A 15,273-nucleotide genomic window follows, 5' to 3' on the forward strand; every position below is an offset into this window, starting at 1 on the left:
CCTTGATGGAAATGCATCTTCCAACGTCCATCAAATAATTTCCAAATCGAACTACGTAATGAATGTTGTTTATTCATCTCATTATAAATTCTTTAGGTTGTTAAAACTATTTTTTTTAGATAGTGGAAGAATTTAAAAATCACTCAATTTCATTTGTACTAAACCAAGAGTCATTTTGCTAATGTTCTCATCTTTGTACAACACTTTTCCTGACGCTTAATATGTTTGCTACCAGATAGATGTAATTAGTTACTCTAATAAAACCAGCTCATCGGTATTAGAAAAGTCCACGGTATTGTAACGACAGCGAGTGTAAGTGCAACTTTTATTCTCAATTTTTTATCCTCTATAATTGTTTTAAAGGTGTATTTATAATTAAAAACGAAAATAAAAAAGGATGAAACAATCATAGCGAATAAAATAAAGACTACTGCTAACGGTTGTTTGAAGGGATCATATGATATGGAACTAGTTAGTTCATACGGTAATCCTAAACCTCCTCCTATTGTCACGACTAAAATTAAAATAAATGCACCAATCATATCTGCAAGAAAGCCGAATAACCATACTTTTAATATACTACGCATATAAACTGGCTTCAAAAAATAATTTAATTTAGATAACTTAAAAACATAAAAACTAGCAATAACAACTAATGAATCAATTAAAAAATTTCCTAACATCGTTGCAAATATTATGGGTGGGAAAAACAAGATAAGCCAAAATGGGAAAATGAGATTATATACCTTTATATCTTTCATGATGAATGTCCTTCTTTCTTTATGTTCTATTATTATTACAGTGTAATTTTACACCTTTAGTGTTAATTGTCAAATGATTTTATGTTAAACTAAAAAATCTTAATTCAACAGGTATTTGGCCGTTTCCGTCTAAACAATGTTCATACAAAAAACCACGAAACGTTGATTTAACAACATTCGTGGCTTTTTAATGTGCGTCGAAACTTTGATTTGGGATGTTAGAGTTGAAGAATTTCAAAACAAAAAACGCCTGTTATTTTCAAGAGTCCCTTGAGTTTGGCAAACTTCTTGTAGTTAGTGGCTGTATCTGTGCATAACAAAGCAGATGCTGAACTCAATGAAAAGGATATCGTTGCAGGAGATTTTGAGCAACAATATATATGGAAAGATTAAGAGAATGTTAGCAAACAAAACTTCAACTTCTGTTACGAGGGCGCTGAAAAAATCCAATAACAGTGCGATACATAGAATCAATGTAAAAATACTCAACATCCATTTTTTCATTATTAAAACCAGTTTCTACGGTGTGGACTTCATATAACGTGGTGTAGTACCTATAGGATTATGACTTGGGAAAGGCAGATGATCATTGTTCGTTACCAAGCCATTAAAATTAAATGTGAATTCCACACGTGCGTCTGTATTCTGTGTATCAATATCTTGTATATAGGCTTTCAATCTACTTTCTAGGTAATCTTGTATGATGAAATCTGCATAGGGTATTGACTTTAACTCATTAAAAGGTAATAAATAGGCTTCGATAAGGGTATTGAGCTCATCATATTCGACAGGTGCTAGTAGCTCATAGTCATATTCAATATGAATTACTGTTGTATATTTCTGTCCATGATGTTTATGCACAATTTCAATCGGGTATCGGTATCTTGCTTCAGTTCCAATGACACCCGCTGAAAACACATCACGATAGAGCTCTTTGTTTATAGTAGGCTCAGGTGGCACAGCTTTTCTATCCTTCATATTCTGTGGGTAAATAATAAATTTGTCTGTTGCAAAGTCACCTCTGGATGCACCATTTAAAATGGAGTCTTTCATAAATGTTTCGTCTAAATAGTTCAACGGTATACTAGAAATAGCAAATGCTGAACTGACAGCCATTCCGCCTGTTGAAAGTAAAATTAATAGTGCCATCACAACGATTCCTGATTTCTTCTTACTCATATCCATAATGGAGAGTATCCTCTTTTTTAGAATTTGTGTACTTCCTAGAAAATTCGTAGAAAAAACACCTTCTCCTCTTTTGGATTTCTCAGCATATAGTATCGTCTGACTATACGTTTTTCTAAGTTGGATGTCAGTATTTTTTACTACTTCATCATCACAAGCATGTTCACAAAGATTGTCCAATTCTTTAGCGAATAGATAGAACAATGGATTGAACCAATGAATACTACTAATCAGCAATACAAACGCTTTATACCATAAATCCTTTCGTTTTAAATGAACTAACTCATGTTTTAATATCACGTTTAGCTCTTCTTCTCGATAAGCATTATTAGGTAGCAAAATAGTATTTTTAGTAAATCCCACTAACATGGGAGAATGGATAAAGCTGCATTCTTTCAATGCGATTTCCTTTGTGATATTCATTTCACGTTTAACTTTTTCAAGCAAATGAAGGGTTTTCGGCTCAGTTATCGTTAGCCCCCATCTTTTCACCATGTACATAAAACGATAATGTCTTACAAGATGAACTGCCAAAAATATAACGATTCCAAGAATCCAAACTATCATCACCAGCTGCCATACAGAAAGTGCTGTCACTGTATCTACAGATGAGGACACAAGCGTTATCTGACTACTGTTAGTTGGAACAGGTTCTTTAGATGGTAATTGTACTGATTCTGATAGATTGACAACTTTGGTCGATATATCGAATGTAAATGGTAAAATAAACCCTGCAAGGATAGCAAGCCAGCTATAATAAAGCCAGCTAGATTTGTATCGTTTTAAAAGGAAAGGCGTTACAGCTATAAATAGTAGTCCAATAAAGGACATTACTACAGATTTAAAGATTAAACCCACCATGATACTATGCATATTAATCCCTCTTTTCTTCCACCCATTTAATTAATGAAGCTAAATCTTCATTAGAAATAGTATCGGATTTATAGAGTGTACCCACTAAATTCATAAAGGAGTTTTTATGATAGTGCTTCATAAAATGCTCTGTTTCAAAACTTAGATAGGCATCTTTTTCTACTATAGGGTAATAAAATCTCTCCTTACCTTTTTTCTCACTACGAAGAAATCCACGTTCAGTTAATCTTTTCATAAGGGATATTACGGTTTGGATTTTCCAACCTTTCACATTTCCTATTTCGCTCATTATTATACCTGTAGTAACTGGCGGATTACTTTCCCAAACTATTTTCATAATCTCAAATTCTGCTTCAGGCAATTTTTTTATAATTACTCACCTCTTTTTCATTTAAGACAGTTGTCTTATTTATATAATATGTCTCCCTTGGATTATTGTCAATTTTTCCTATGTATACTATATATTACGCAAATGCTAAAGGTTATCCCAACAGCTATTACATTTTTTGATCCAATATGATTATGAAAGTTATTAGAAAAACACTCGAAATACAAAGAATCAAGGCATAGAATAAATCAATTAATTGACGAAGGTAGACTTGCTAAAGTTTTAAAGAAAGGTTTAAAAGGAAGCTATGAATTATTTTGATTCAGGATTTGTTGGTAAACAGCATAATCCCTTAAATGATGCTTATAATACTGCAAAAATTAAATTTGACCAAAATCCTTTTAATAAGTTAATTTGTCATCTCTATAATAAATGTAAAATGTGTAACGAAACCAAATACTATCAATATTTTTCTAAAAAGGATAGTCGTTATAAAAACATATGTTTAGATTGTGCGGCTGAAAAAAGTAGACTGAAGAAGGAAAGAAGCGAATTAAGAAGGATACAGAGTGTCAATCAATAATTTTGAAATAACTATATCCATAGATATAATTATTTCAGCAACAATTAAATATAGCCTTTACGGAAAATACCGTAGGCACTGACAGACAGGTAAAGCACCTGTTTTGTTGGTGTTGCTTTGAAATAAAGTTTGATCAAAAAAATCCAACAAACCAGCATTTTACAATAAATATAAAGAATCCAGTTTGAAAAAAGATTGATCAAAATGGATTCTTTATCAGCAGATCAAAAAGGCACAATTCCAATTCAAGAATTGCGCCCGATTGTGGAAGATCGTTATTCAACTAAAATCTTAGTTAGTTCAAGAAGGACTGTTCTTTTTTAGATTTGTTAATTAAATCTATTCTTTCTTTAATACTTTCGTTCTTACTAATATCCCACCATTCAACGACCACATAAATCTCATTTATATCTTTAAGTGTAACAGAGTCACCTTTTTTATTTAGGTATGGCCCTTCAATAGCACCAGTTGTTTTTTCTGCTATGTTCATCCCACCAGTAGCTGAACTAGAATGAACCACTGAATCATCACTATCTATAACCACATGAGTTTCAAAGTGGAAGAAATCTGTGATATACTCATTCACGTTTTTCATATTTAAAGTCCCATATCCTGCTTTTAAGTCTTCTGGTGTTATAACAATTTCATAACCTGTTAGATTCCAGCTTTCACTTTCACCCATCAATAATAAATAATAATTATTACCACCTTTTTGAGCATTACAGCCAGATAGTACAAAGAAAGACAACATCAAATAAATCCAAGGCACTAAACCTTTTATATACTTATTCATTATATCCCCCTTTGTAACATTACTTTTATAAAATTTTAACATAAATATCCAATTCTCCAAAAAAGAATGTTATTCAACAATCTGGCCCGATTGTTGAACACAATTAAACCTGCCCCTTTAGTATAATAAGAACAGTTGTCTTCGGTAGCTGTTTCTTAAACTCATGCCTTTATTAGTGAAATAATGGTAGCGCTTTTATTAGCTAACTAAGTTAAAACTATAGATATGAAAGTTGTAATCCTACTCCAACTTCTTCTAAATAAGCAACTGTCGAGAGAGCTATTTTAGAGTGTAAATCTGTACAATGGCAAGCATGAAGCTTAGTAGGTTTAAGATCTTTTATATAACGAGCTGTATTATCTAACTGCTCTTTCGGCGGATTTAATAGGTGAAATCCTCCAATAATATCAACTACTCTCTCTTCCTGACATACCTCTTTTGCATATTCAATAATGTTACATATCCCCGAATGTGCACATCCAACGATAATAACTAGCCCTTCTGAAGATTTATAAACGATTGCTGTGTCATCCAAAACGAAGTCGTTAACACTCCCTTGATCTGTCAGCACTTGCCCTATAGAATCTTTACCTTCAAAATCAAATATTCTTTTAATTTCCCCTAGAAATACTAGTCGATCTGTTAGCCATAATGGTTCTTTAGTTAATCGGACTGGAAAGTGTCTGCTTAACTTTTCATGAGATAAGATACTCCCTATCTCTCCTACCGGATCAATTAGTTTAGTATTAAAAACCACTGGATGCCCAATAATCTTAGGAGTATTGTGTAGTATTTCTTCATTTTTTGCTTCCATATGTAATCTAATTAAATGTGTCAGTCCCCATGTATGATCCACATGTCCATGCGACAAGACAACATAATCGAGATTTCTTAAATCTATTCTCATTTTATCTGCATTCTTTATAAAAGCATCAGAATATCCGGTATCAAAAAGGATACGTTTATCATCTTCTTCAATAAAAAAAGAAAGCCCAGGTTCCCCTAAAAAATAGCGATCAATAAAAGTATTATTATCTACTAAAACGGTTAATTTCATATAATACCTCCCTTTTTTGTTAATTATAACAAAATAAAGTGAGGTGTGATCTATATGGTTAATCTTTTTCTTGAACAATGCAAATCATAAATATCGAACTGACCTGCCCCGTCATTTCAACTGATAGTGGACTACTATAGTAAAGTTGTTTTCTTCTATTAATAAAAAGTATCCTGTTAGTTTATTCTTTCTCGACTAATCTTAATTTTTCATAGCCCTTTACAGCTAATGAAAGAGCTTGCTGTTCATTCCATATACTATAAGGGAAAACTAAACTAATGATTGTTTGTTGTTCCTCCTCTAAGTATTTAACATTTGCACTATTTGCGTAGAAGGATTCGCCATTTCCATTTACTAATGCTGTTTCAAAAATATCATTTTCATTTAGATTATCGATTTTATAAGATACTTGCATGGAACCATTTGTTAATGAAGCTTGTTGTAACTCAAGACCTGGAACTACATTTCCCTCTACAAAAACTTGTGTTTCAATCGTTGTTGATGTTAAATCAAATGCCCATTCGCCATCTACCGAAGTAACATTTCCATCCTTATTAAATAAATTTATAGTTTCAATTACTAATTTAGCACCATCTAATGAGGGTACAGCGATGCCATTAGACACACTTAGCATTTCTAATGTTGCAGCATGTTTTTTTACATTCCCCAGTTTAAACTCGCCACCACTAAAAATTCCCGGTCCTGCAATTGGCTTCGTATCGGATACGAAAGCATCTATTTCTTCACCTTGTACGTTATAAAGTCGATATTCCACGTTCATATCATACAAGTCGCCCATTTGCATATTATCGGATTCAATATTTAGCTGCATAGCTAATCGATACGCATCCGCAAAAAAGTGTTCTAGTGTAATGGTAATATCTTCTGATTGCTGTGATTGAGCCACATATTGCACATCTCCATGATCACTTGCTACTTCAATTCCAGGATCCTTTAATCCGAAAAAGGTTTGTAATTTTGCTAGAACTGTATCATTTGTTAACATAACACCTGAAGCTAGCGCAATTGTCGCTGCGGCAGCTGCCACAGGTTTAAACCATAATATTTTAGTTTTTTTCTTTGATAGCTGACGAATCTGTTCATAGGATTGATCAAAAGCTATTCGAACTGATTGTGGTAACTCTTGCTCTTTATTCATTTCTTGCTGTATGCGTTCCTCTACATTGTTGAATTGTTATCACTTATTTATAAGCAAAAAGACAACCCGCACAAAATGTAAGGGTCCCGCCCCCCCTCTATTCCACTTTAACTTGCCCCATCATACCATTTTCTTCATGCTCAAGAATATGACAGTGGAACATGTAAATGCCTTTGTTATTAAATTTCACAGCTAACCTTACAGTTTCTCCAGCATCTATTGCTACAGTATCTTTCCAACCTTGTTCATTTGTCGGAGGTTCTTTTCCATCGATTGAGACAATTTTAAACTGAGTACCATGTATATGGAATGGATGTGTCATGCCGCCCATCATATCTGGTTTATTATAAATTTCCCATATTTCAGTCTCACCTTGTTTTTGCGTAAAGTCGATTCGGTTCATATCAAATTGTTTATTATTAATGGATACCATTGTTCCCATTCCATAAAGTTCAATTTTTTTAGAAACTGGCAAATTTCTTTCCTCATCAGTTACTACATAATCATTTAAGTTTTCTGGTGTATTACTTGATTTTGTTGATGTTTGTTCAACGATTTTAAATGGCAATAACTTTATATCTTCTTCATTAATCAATGCAACATCCGTTGACACATGATAGATTGAAAAATCAACAATAATTTCAGCACGTTCACCTGGAGTTAATGTTATTTTACTCATTGAAATTGGTTTGTTTACAAAGCCTCCATCAGTAGCTATTTGTTGAAATGAATCGCCAGTACTTAATTTAAATGTATAGTTACGAGCATTTGAACCATTTAATAAACGTAAACGAACCTTCTCTTTTCCAACAGTAAGCTTTGGATTCAGTGTACCATTTATTAACAAAATATCACCTATAGTACCATCCTCATTCATTGCAGCTTTATAATCTAATTGTGTATTTTCATCAAATTTTCTATCTTGGAATACTAAAGGGAAATCATTCACACCATATTCATTTGGTAAACCTAGTTTTTTAGAATTTTCATCTTCCACGTATATTAATCCTGCTAAACCTTTATATACCTGTTCCGCAGTTGCACCTACAGGATGAGGATGGAACCATAATGTAGATGCTCCTTGTTTCAGCGTAAACTCCACAATTTCCGTACCTCCAGGTTGTAAAAGATGGTGCGGACCCCCGTCCCCTTCTCCAGGTATATCTAAACCATGCCAATGAAATGTCGTTGGTTCTGATAATTGATTGTTTGTTTTAAACGTTACTTTTTGACCTTCATATAATTTAATGACAGGCCCTAAAAAAGTGCCATTATATCCAAATGTTTTGGTGTTAATGCCTTCGAAAATTTCACTCGTTCCTTGTTGTGCAGTAATATTAAAAGTTCCATCTTTTGATTCTAGTATAGGAGGAAGAGCAAGCTCATTTTCTCCAGTTGAATTATTTAAAGCTAATGGATTATTGTGACTTTCATGTCCATTCCCCATATTCATTTTTTCCATATCTTTTTCCGACATGTTGGAATGATCCATACCCTCCATATTCGGCATTTCTTCCTTACTCATCTTGGAATGATCCGAATTTTCGTTAGACTTTGAACTAGTTGTACTACATCCTCCAATGATTACACTACTCACGAGTAGAGGTATAATCAAAAATTTAGTCTTCATTGTGTTTCCTCCTTACATTTCATTACAAATTAACTGTAACAAATAAATATGGAGAAATTATGGAGTTGCAAATTTCTGTATAGGTATGTAACATTGTATGTTTTTCCTACTTCAACAATTAATTCTTCTGTCGCTAAAGGTGGAATTTAGTTATTCTGCTTGGGGTAATGTATATTCTCTACTTTTCATAATTAGAGACAAATAAGAAATGAAATAATCTTTTGTAACACAATTGCATAATTAACAGCCATCGTTATTCAACCCTGATAAGACTGATTCATATTATAAAAGTATCTCCGCAAGACGAAAAATGCCTTCTTCAATTGCTACCTCATCAATTTTAGCAAATCCCAGTACCCATCCTTTTCGATTATTTTCTAAACAGTACTTACTAAGCGGATAAACACGTATTCCTTTTTCGAGCGCTAGGTTCGTCATTGCTTCTTCATCAAAAGATTCTTCAGCTTCAAGAAGCATATGTAAGCCCGTTTCAATGCCACTTAGTTTGAAACGTTCAGCTAGCCCAGTTGCCATGATGGCCTTAGTCATAGCTTCATGTCTACGTCGATATACATTTCTTGCTCTCCTCATATGACGCATAAAATGACCGTGCTCAATAAAATGAGCAAGCGTTAATTGTTCCATAATTGGAAGATGTCGATAGGTTAGTTGTTGTACTTGTGCAAGTTGGCGAATGGCATTTTTTGGACCAACAACTGCCGAAATTCGTATGCCAGGAGCAACCATCTTGGAAAAACTCATCATATACAATGTGTTCTGTGGTTGCTGGCTGAACAAGGTGGGAAGCGGGCCACCACGATATCTAAATTCGCCATCATAATCATCTTCTACAATCCAAAATCGATCTTGCGCAGACTTTTGTAGCAATTGTTGCCTGCGTGGCTCAGACATAATGACACCAACTGCACATTGGTGAGAAGGAGTAACAAAAATAAGTTTGGTTTGTGGATGAATACGATCTACTTGTATTCCGTACTCATCGAGAGGCACAGAAGCAACATTCATATGCCGATATTTCATGGTCATCCAGGCAGCAGGAAATCCAGGATCTTCAACAGAAACCGTTTCTCCTTCATTTAAAAGTGCTTGGGCAATTAGATCTATGCTATGCTGTGCACCAGAAGTTAAGATAATTTGTTCGATATCTACATGAATACCTCTTTCAAATGTCAGGTAACGTTGAATCTGTTCACGTAGCGGTGTAAAACCATAAGCGTTGCCATAACCCCAATCGGTCAGATCTGCTTCGGCTGAAGCCTGTAAAAAAGATTGTCTCCAAATTTTTCGAAAGTGCTCGTCCAAATACGGCTCATGGGGGCAAAAATCGATTTCTACATTTTGATTTTCTTTGCCTCTAAACCAACTGTTTAACTGATTAACTGCTGAGTTTAATAAAGGTAATTCTGGCGTGGATGGTCCTTGAGGAATAACCTCTTCTGACGGGTTGATTTTATATCCCCATTCACTTACCCTTGTTCCACCACGCCAATTTGTAACGGTGTAGCCACGACTAAATAATTCCTCATAAACAATTTGTATTGTTGAGCGTGAAACACCGACTAATAAGGCGAGCTCTCGAGATGGAGGAAGTAACTCGCCTGGTGGCCATTTTCCTGTTGTAATATTATGAATAGCTTGGTCAAGTAACTGCTGCCATATGGGATTTTTATCGTGTCGGTTAACTTTTAACATTCAATTCACTTCCAGTTGAAATATGGATTGTTAAATTATGTGAAAATAAATATTTAATAATTATTATACTATCAATTAAATAATTATCTTAGTAATTTTGGGTTTTCATTGGCTCTTACATTGAATTGATTTATATTTCATAGCAAATTCTGTGAAATTGAAGGCATCAGTGCACGAAACATAATACCATTGGACAATTTTTTTCGACTGTAGAATAAAACACACATTCCTTAAACAACACATAGTAGATACAAAGTGTTATATTTTTTAATATTTCTAAGTAAGTGCGATTTTTTCAATTTTGAACATTTCCCCTTCTTCAATCGGATTTTCTTTCGCTGTAATATGTTGTGGATCAATTCGGTAAACTTGAACCGGACCACCGAAAACTGCTGATCGATATTTGTCTACATGTTGTTTGGATAAGGGACGATTATAATAACCAGGCACATACTTATAAATCATTTCTTGCAACATATGTGTAGCTTCATCCAAATCGACGATGGGTTGAGCCTTGCCAAAAACTATTACACTCATATAAGCAGTGTCCGTCTTGGCTGGTACTGGATTAGTAATAGTTCCATATTCTTCACAAACTGTAAAGCAGACCTCAGGATTTTCATCCATTACTTGATTTCGTCTCCCACCGGTGGCTCCATGGAAATAAAGCATCCCTTTTGTCCAAACAAAATTAAGTGGGACAACATAAGGCAAATGGCCATCAACCATTCCCAGATGCCCAATTCGAGCTTGCTGCAAAAATGTATCAATTTTGTTCTTGTCCAAAACTTTTCTTACCTTGTAACGTACCTCAACCATTGTTATCACTCCTACTTGTAGTATTACGTAATCTTATCAACCTTTGGATTGAATAAAAACGTCCATAACTATAGTAATTTAGCAATCCATTTCCCTAAGACAATTCTATTTATGTAATAGATATGTTTAAAAGTGGAAATGAAGCCGATGTGTGTACAGGCAGATCCGCAATTACATCTTTTAAAAAATTCCTTTCATAAATCGGATAACTAGAAAGTAGTGACCAAGGTATTTATATTATGTAAACTAGAATTATTTTAAAGAGAAAAAGGACTTTCCTATACAAGAACTTCCGTACATGAACGGTATATGCACAAAAATGTCCAGACAAATTACAAATGTATTGTTGATTATCTACTTTCTAATCAACAATACATTTGTAGTTATGAAATAAAGTTTGATTAGAAATCTCACATAAACCTGCATATTACGTTAAATAAAATGAATCGGTTTCGAAAAAAGTTTGATCAAAACGGTCTCATTTTATATAAAGAACTATGCAATCTATATAAAAAGTTTGATCATTTCCAACCTAGGCTGCTCCACAATCGCGCCCTATAATGGTATAGCTTTAATACGACCTTAGTCCTTTAAGTACTGATATTTAAATAAGGGATTAATATTTTTGATAAATTGTTCATTGTTCGAACTTCTGTTTATTTTCATACCGGACTATCCACTGGCTAAATATAGGCATTAACTTAAAAATGAACCCTATATTGATAATCATAATAATAAAGCACAAAATAGAATACAAAATAATGGTATATAACGAAGATATCTGTATTATTATTATTTGCTTAATGATATAAATACAAATGGGCAAACAAATAATGCTTGTAACAATTACAGGAATATACTTCCTTACTATCAATACTTGAAAACAATGTATTACTAAATGTAAAGTAAACGCAATAAATGAGCCTATCCATAGGTCATACCAATTTGTCATATAAGAAACAATAGTAATGATGCTGATTAAAATGAATTCTTCAGCTACCCCCAAAGCGAAAGCAGATGTTGTCATATGTTCAAAATGAGGTAGTAACTTTTTAGATAATGCAGGAAACCTTTCGCATATATAACTTCTATTATTATGTATCCATGCTCTCATAAAGATAATTTCTTCAAAATCATGGAACATAAAAAGAATAGGGAAAAGCCATACAATCACTTGCATATTGTTCATTTAACATCACCTCTTCCTACTTTTTTCTACGTCAATAATTCTATATGAAAACCAGTAACTCTTAATAAAAAATCTATGAGAATTAACGAAGCTATTTGTAACCGTAAACTACTTACTTTGCCTCTGGAATTTCTTCATAACATTTTCAATTAGTGGTAACCTTATACACTTTGGTAAAAATCGTACTAATCCTTGAAAAATAATACTATTCGTCATTCCTGGTAATAAGGTAGTCTTAACTCCAAGAGAACTAAGAGTCAATATAGCGACTTTTTCTGGTTCCATAAGGCCAGGTGTACTAATTCCTGAACGTTCTTGAAATTTAGTATTCATTGCTCCGGGACATACGGTTAAAACATCAACATTGTACTTTTTTAACTCTTGCGATATAGTCTCCCCAAAGTTTAACAATGCTGCTTTACCTGCTGAGTAAACACTCCATAATGGCACAGAAGTATAAGCAACTGCAGAAGAAACTAAAATGATCCCACCCCTACCACGTTTAACCATCTCATTAACAAAAAAATGTGTAAGTGCCATAGGGGTTTTTAATATGGTTTCAAGCAGTTTACTTTGGTTCTCCCAATCTTCACAATGAAATTCCCCAGTAATGCTATAACCGGCATTGTTGATCAATAACCCTACCTCTAATGGTCGAGTCACTTTTTCAATTTCAGAAATAGAATCTGGAGTTGATAAATCCGTCGCAATTGTTTCGACCTGAACTTGATATTGATTCCTGATCATTTCTTTGGTTTGTAAAAGAGTTCTCTTGTCACGTGCAACCAATACTAAATGAATCCCCTTTTCTGCTAATAAGTGAGCAAATTGATATCCGGTTCCTGATGTTGCACCCGTTATAACTGCCCATGGACCATATTTTTTTATAAAATCATCCAAATATAACACCTCCTGAGTAAACACTCAATAAAGCTCAAAAAAATAAAGTATATTTAATTTGAAATATTAAGTCCTTTTAATACTAGAGTTACTACATTCTTAATATAGTTATCATTTTCAAGAGGAAATTTATCTGATGCTCTTTCTCCAAATAAAAAATGTGTTAATAAGGTTGAAAGAAACATCGAAGCTGACAATTCAATTGTCTCTTTTTCAATAGGAGCAGAAACAGCCCTTGTTAAATGCATGCTGATTTCTTGAGACATTGAATGCATAAGGTCAATAACCTTCGCATTTACATCTTTGTTCTGTATCATTTCAGGGGACCAAATAAATGACAAGAAACTTTTATTAAGATATAAAAAATCGGAATATAGATGTCCCAATTGAATCAAAGCCGAAATGGGGTCCATCTTCGATAATTCCTTCATCTCCTTGCCCATTGATCCAATAAATGAAAACTCATGAATTAAATGATTAAGTAGTTCAGCTTTATCTTTAAAATAATAGAAAATAAGACTTTCTGCTACATCACTTTTTAATGCAATTTCTTTTGTTGTTGTCGCTTTAAATCCCTGTTCTGTAAAAAGCCTCAATGCAGTTTGTGCAATCTTATCCTTTTTTGAAATCAATAAATCCACCTCTAATTGTCTAAAAGTTGGAGTGTTTACTCAATTGTAAACCAAATGAGGTTGATGTCAAGACCTTCCATTTAAACGTGTTCTTCCACAATTCTCCTGACTGTGGAAGAAGAAAAAATCCTGTATCTTTTAAAAGTACTTCCTGTTCTTCAATCGAAATTGCACCAGAGACGCAGCCAGAATATAAATTCATATCTGATAAATAACTTTCAGATTGCCTTTAACAAAACATTTGAAATCGCTAAACGACCACCTGTTTTTAAAATGAGGATGGCTTCTTTAAATACTTGTTGTTTGTCTTTGTAAGATACGCAGGTCATCCATTCCATCTGACTTTAGAAGTTCATTCATTGTTTCGTTTTCCACAAATGTATTCGGCTCATTTGTAAGATTAAATCGTTCAGCTTTTATCTTTTTCCGAAGGGTCTTTTCGAGTATACTTAACTTTGTTTAATGATCACTTTTAAGTTGAAGACGTTTTTAAGTTTCACAACTTACCTTTGCTAAAAGTAATAGAAAAGCTGCAGCCAAAACAATTACACTTCCTAATAAACCGAAAAATGTAGACTACAAAATTCAAGGAGCGGATTTTAAAGCATTTGAATATCAATTGTATTTATTTGAATCCTAATTACAAATTAAAAAACCTTTCAATTTTTTGAATAAAGCAGGTGATTTTTTACTGAGTGAAGAAGTACATATTATGTAGATATATTTAATTTAACGACTACGTAAGAAGAAATAGAATAAAAAGAGGTGAAGAAAAGGTGAAAATAAAGACAATTTTGTTGTTAATTATTTGTTCTATATGGTTAGTTGCTTGTAACAGTAATACAGAAACAACAAAAACTATAGAAATTCAAGAATTAATTAATTTCGAAGAAGAAAAACCAGACACATTACAATTAATATCTGATGCGAAGGATATTAAAATTATAGAGAAAACATTTAAAAAGGCTAGAGAATTCGGTGAAGTAGATAACAATATAGTTCCGCAATATAAGATTAAACTAGACGATAATGAATACTATTTATGGATAGACAATACAATTACAGGGACAATAGCGAACGTAAAAAGTAGAAATATGTTTTACAATATCCTAGCTACCGAAGAATTTAAAGAAGCTATTAATTTTCAAGAACAAAAATAAATTACTTCTACAAAATTTGATCAAGGCAATTCAAAAAACTTTATTTACCATAACAATCCTTTAAATCGTCCTTTGAAAAGATCCTAAATCTCTGTGTCTTAGTCTAAGCCGCTTCATTGATTGAACATAGCCTATACTATGTCAATTGAAGGGAGTTAAAAAAAATGGTAAATCCAATGCGTTTTAATGAAGGACGCCGATTTTTTCCAGGTATGAGCCCATTCTCCCCAGTAGGGAGACCATTTTTTCCGGTCGGTAGACCATTTTTTCCAGGCGTGAGTCCGTTTTTCCCAGTAGGGAGACCATTCTTCCCAGGTATGAGTCCGTTTTTCCCAGTAGGGAGACCATTCTTCCCAGGTATGAGTCCGTTTTCCCCTGGCTTTGGCCCTCGTTTTTAAGTAGGAATCCTTTTGTATAAAATGCAAAATAAACGATTCAAGTGTTGGTTTATATCATCAACGTTGTTCTAAAAGATATTAATTTTAAATTTA

Annotated in this window: 16 protein-coding genes; 3 read left to right on the forward strand and 13 right to left on the reverse strand. The window is 33.3% G+C overall.

What is annotated here, in order from left to right:
- Positions 1 to 254: 254 nt before the first annotated feature.
- The 3 genes from ACIQXF_RS03010 to ACIQXF_RS03020 form a co-directional block, all read right to left on the reverse strand.
- A complete protein-coding gene (locus ACIQXF_RS03010) occupies positions 255 to 761 on the reverse strand; it encodes a hypothetical protein (protein ID WP_402778899.1) in 507 nt (168 codons plus the stop codon).
- A 519-nt stretch (positions 762 to 1,280) separates the two neighbouring features.
- Positions 1,281 to 2,819: a M56 family metallopeptidase gene (locus tag ACIQXF_RS03015; protein WP_402778902.1), complete on the reverse strand. Its 1,539-nt coding sequence runs from the start codon at positions 2,817 to 2,819 to the stop codon at positions 1,281 to 1,283.
- Between the two features lies 1 nt (position 2,820).
- Entirely contained in the window at positions 2,821 to 3,180 is a 360-nt protein-coding gene (locus ACIQXF_RS03020; RefSeq protein ID WP_402778905.1) for a BlaI/MecI/CopY family transcriptional regulator, read from the reverse strand.
- Positions 3,181 to 3,454: 274 nt separating this feature from the next.
- On the opposite strand from ACIQXF_RS03020, the gene ACIQXF_RS03025 reads away from it, so the two are divergent.
- Positions 3,455 to 3,730, forward strand: coding sequence for a hypothetical protein (locus tag ACIQXF_RS03025; RefSeq protein WP_402778908.1), 276 nt, complete (start codon positions 3,455 to 3,457; stop codon positions 3,728 to 3,730).
- A gap of 295 nt (positions 3,731 to 4,025) precedes the next feature.
- Here the strand turns inward: ACIQXF_RS03025 and ACIQXF_RS03030 are convergent, their stop codons facing one another.
- The 10 genes from ACIQXF_RS03030 to ACIQXF_RS03075 all read right to left on the reverse strand — a co-directional run bounded on the left by ACIQXF_RS03030 (position 4,026) and on the right by ACIQXF_RS03075 (position 14,069).
- Positions 4,026 to 4,523 carry a hypothetical protein gene (locus ACIQXF_RS03030; RefSeq protein ID WP_402778911.1) on the reverse strand — a complete coding sequence of 166 codons (498 nt, stop codon included), beginning with the start codon at positions 4,521 to 4,523 and terminating at the stop codon, positions 4,026 to 4,028.
- Between the two features lie 217 nt (positions 4,524 to 4,740).
- Positions 4,741 to 5,580, reverse strand: a complete 840-nt coding sequence (locus ACIQXF_RS03035) for an MBL fold metallo-hydrolase (protein WP_402778914.1) — start codon at positions 5,578 to 5,580, stop codon at positions 4,741 to 4,743.
- Positions 5,581 to 5,761: 181 nt separating this feature from the next.
- Entirely contained in the window at positions 5,762 to 6,739 is a 978-nt protein-coding gene (locus ACIQXF_RS03040; protein WP_402778917.1) for a DUF4179 domain-containing protein, read from the reverse strand.
- A gap of 97 nt (positions 6,740 to 6,836) precedes the next feature.
- Complete coding sequence (locus ACIQXF_RS03045) at positions 6,837 to 8,369, reverse strand: multicopper oxidase family protein (RefSeq protein WP_402778920.1); 1,533 nt, start codon at positions 8,367 to 8,369, stop codon at positions 6,837 to 6,839.
- Positions 8,370 to 8,651: 282 nt separating this feature from the next.
- Complete coding sequence (pdxR, locus tag ACIQXF_RS03050) at positions 8,652 to 10,082, reverse strand: MocR-like pyridoxine biosynthesis transcription factor PdxR (protein ID WP_402778923.1); 1,431 nt, start codon at positions 10,080 to 10,082, stop codon at positions 8,652 to 8,654.
- A 276-nt stretch (positions 10,083 to 10,358) separates the two neighbouring features.
- Complete coding sequence (locus ACIQXF_RS03055) at positions 10,359 to 10,901, reverse strand: pyridoxamine 5'-phosphate oxidase family protein (protein ID WP_402778926.1); 543 nt, start codon at positions 10,899 to 10,901, stop codon at positions 10,359 to 10,361.
- A gap of 637 nt (positions 10,902 to 11,538) precedes the next feature.
- Positions 11,539 to 12,090, reverse strand: coding sequence for an HXXEE domain-containing protein (locus ACIQXF_RS03060; protein ID WP_402778929.1), 552 nt, complete (start codon positions 12,088 to 12,090; stop codon positions 11,539 to 11,541).
- Positions 12,091 to 12,198: 108 nt separating this feature from the next.
- Positions 12,199 to 12,990, reverse strand: coding sequence for an SDR family NAD(P)-dependent oxidoreductase (locus ACIQXF_RS03065; protein WP_402778932.1), 792 nt, complete (start codon positions 12,988 to 12,990; stop codon positions 12,199 to 12,201).
- A gap of 53 nt (positions 12,991 to 13,043) precedes the next feature.
- On the reverse strand, positions 13,044 to 13,622 hold the full coding sequence (locus ACIQXF_RS03070) for a TetR/AcrR family transcriptional regulator (protein WP_402778935.1): 579 nt from the start codon (positions 13,620 to 13,622) through the stop codon (positions 13,044 to 13,046).
- A 288-nt stretch (positions 13,623 to 13,910) separates the two neighbouring features.
- Positions 13,911 to 14,069: an arsenic metallochaperone ArsD family protein gene (locus ACIQXF_RS03075; RefSeq protein WP_402779094.1), complete on the reverse strand. Its 159-nt coding sequence runs from the start codon at positions 14,067 to 14,069 to the stop codon at positions 13,911 to 13,913.
- Positions 14,070 to 14,398: 329 nt separating this feature from the next.
- Here ACIQXF_RS03075 and ACIQXF_RS03080 point away from each other — a divergent pair, with 329 nt between their 5' ends.
- Both ACIQXF_RS03080 and ACIQXF_RS03085 read left to right on the forward strand, forming a co-directional pair.
- Positions 14,399 to 14,782 carry a hypothetical protein gene (locus ACIQXF_RS03080; protein ID WP_402778938.1) on the forward strand — a complete coding sequence of 128 codons (384 nt, stop codon included), beginning with the start codon at positions 14,399 to 14,401 and terminating at the stop codon, positions 14,780 to 14,782.
- A 164-nt stretch (positions 14,783 to 14,946) separates the two neighbouring features.
- Positions 14,947 to 15,180: a hypothetical protein gene (locus tag ACIQXF_RS03085; protein WP_402778940.1), complete on the forward strand. Its 234-nt coding sequence runs from the start codon at positions 14,947 to 14,949 to the stop codon at positions 15,178 to 15,180.
- Positions 15,181 to 15,273 lie beyond the last annotated feature (93 nt).

Source organism: Lysinibacillus sp. NPDC097231 (assembly GCF_044761885.1).
Taxonomy (GTDB): domain Bacteria; phylum Bacillota; class Bacilli; order Bacillales_A; family Planococcaceae; genus Lysinibacillus.

Bases quoted from the DNA above. Each gene is read 5' to 3' on its own strand.
- ACIQXF_RS03030 (WP_402778911.1), bottom strand. From the start codon at position 4,523: ATGAATAAGTATATAAAAGGTTTAGTGCCTTGGATTTATTTGATGTTG.
- ACIQXF_RS03015 (WP_402778902.1), bottom strand. From the start codon at position 2,819: ATGCATAGTATCATGGTGGGTTTAATCTTTAAATCTGTAGTAATGTCC.
- pdxR (WP_402778923.1), bottom strand. From the start codon at position 10,082: ATGTTAAAAGTTAACCGACACGATAAAAATCCCATATGGCAGCAGTTA.
- ACIQXF_RS03035 (WP_402778914.1), bottom strand. From the start codon at position 5,580: ATGAAATTAACCGTTTTAGTAGATAATAATACTTTTATTGATCGCTAT.
- ACIQXF_RS03060 (WP_402778929.1), bottom strand. From the start codon at position 12,090: ATGAACAATATGCAAGTGATTGTATGGCTTTTCCCTATTCTTTTTATG.
- ACIQXF_RS03040 (WP_402778917.1), bottom strand. From the start codon at position 6,739: ATGAATAAAGAGCAAGAGTTACCACAATCAGTTCGAATAGCTTTTGAT.
- ACIQXF_RS03010 (WP_402778899.1), bottom strand. From the start codon at position 761: ATGAAAGATATAAAGGTATATAATCTCATTTTCCCATTTTGGCTTATC.
- ACIQXF_RS03025 (WP_402778908.1), top strand. From the start codon at position 3,455: ATGAATTATTTTGATTCAGGATTTGTTGGTAAACAGCATAATCCCTTA.
- ACIQXF_RS03055 (WP_402778926.1), bottom strand. From the start codon at position 10,901: ATGGTTGAGGTACGTTACAAGGTAAGAAAAGTTTTGGACAAGAACAAA.
- ACIQXF_RS03045 (WP_402778920.1), bottom strand. From the start codon at position 8,369: ATGAAGACTAAATTTTTGATTATACCTCTACTCGTGAGTAGTGTAATC.
- ACIQXF_RS03085 (WP_402778940.1), top strand. From the start codon at position 14,947: ATGGTAAATCCAATGCGTTTTAATGAAGGACGCCGATTTTTTCCAGGT.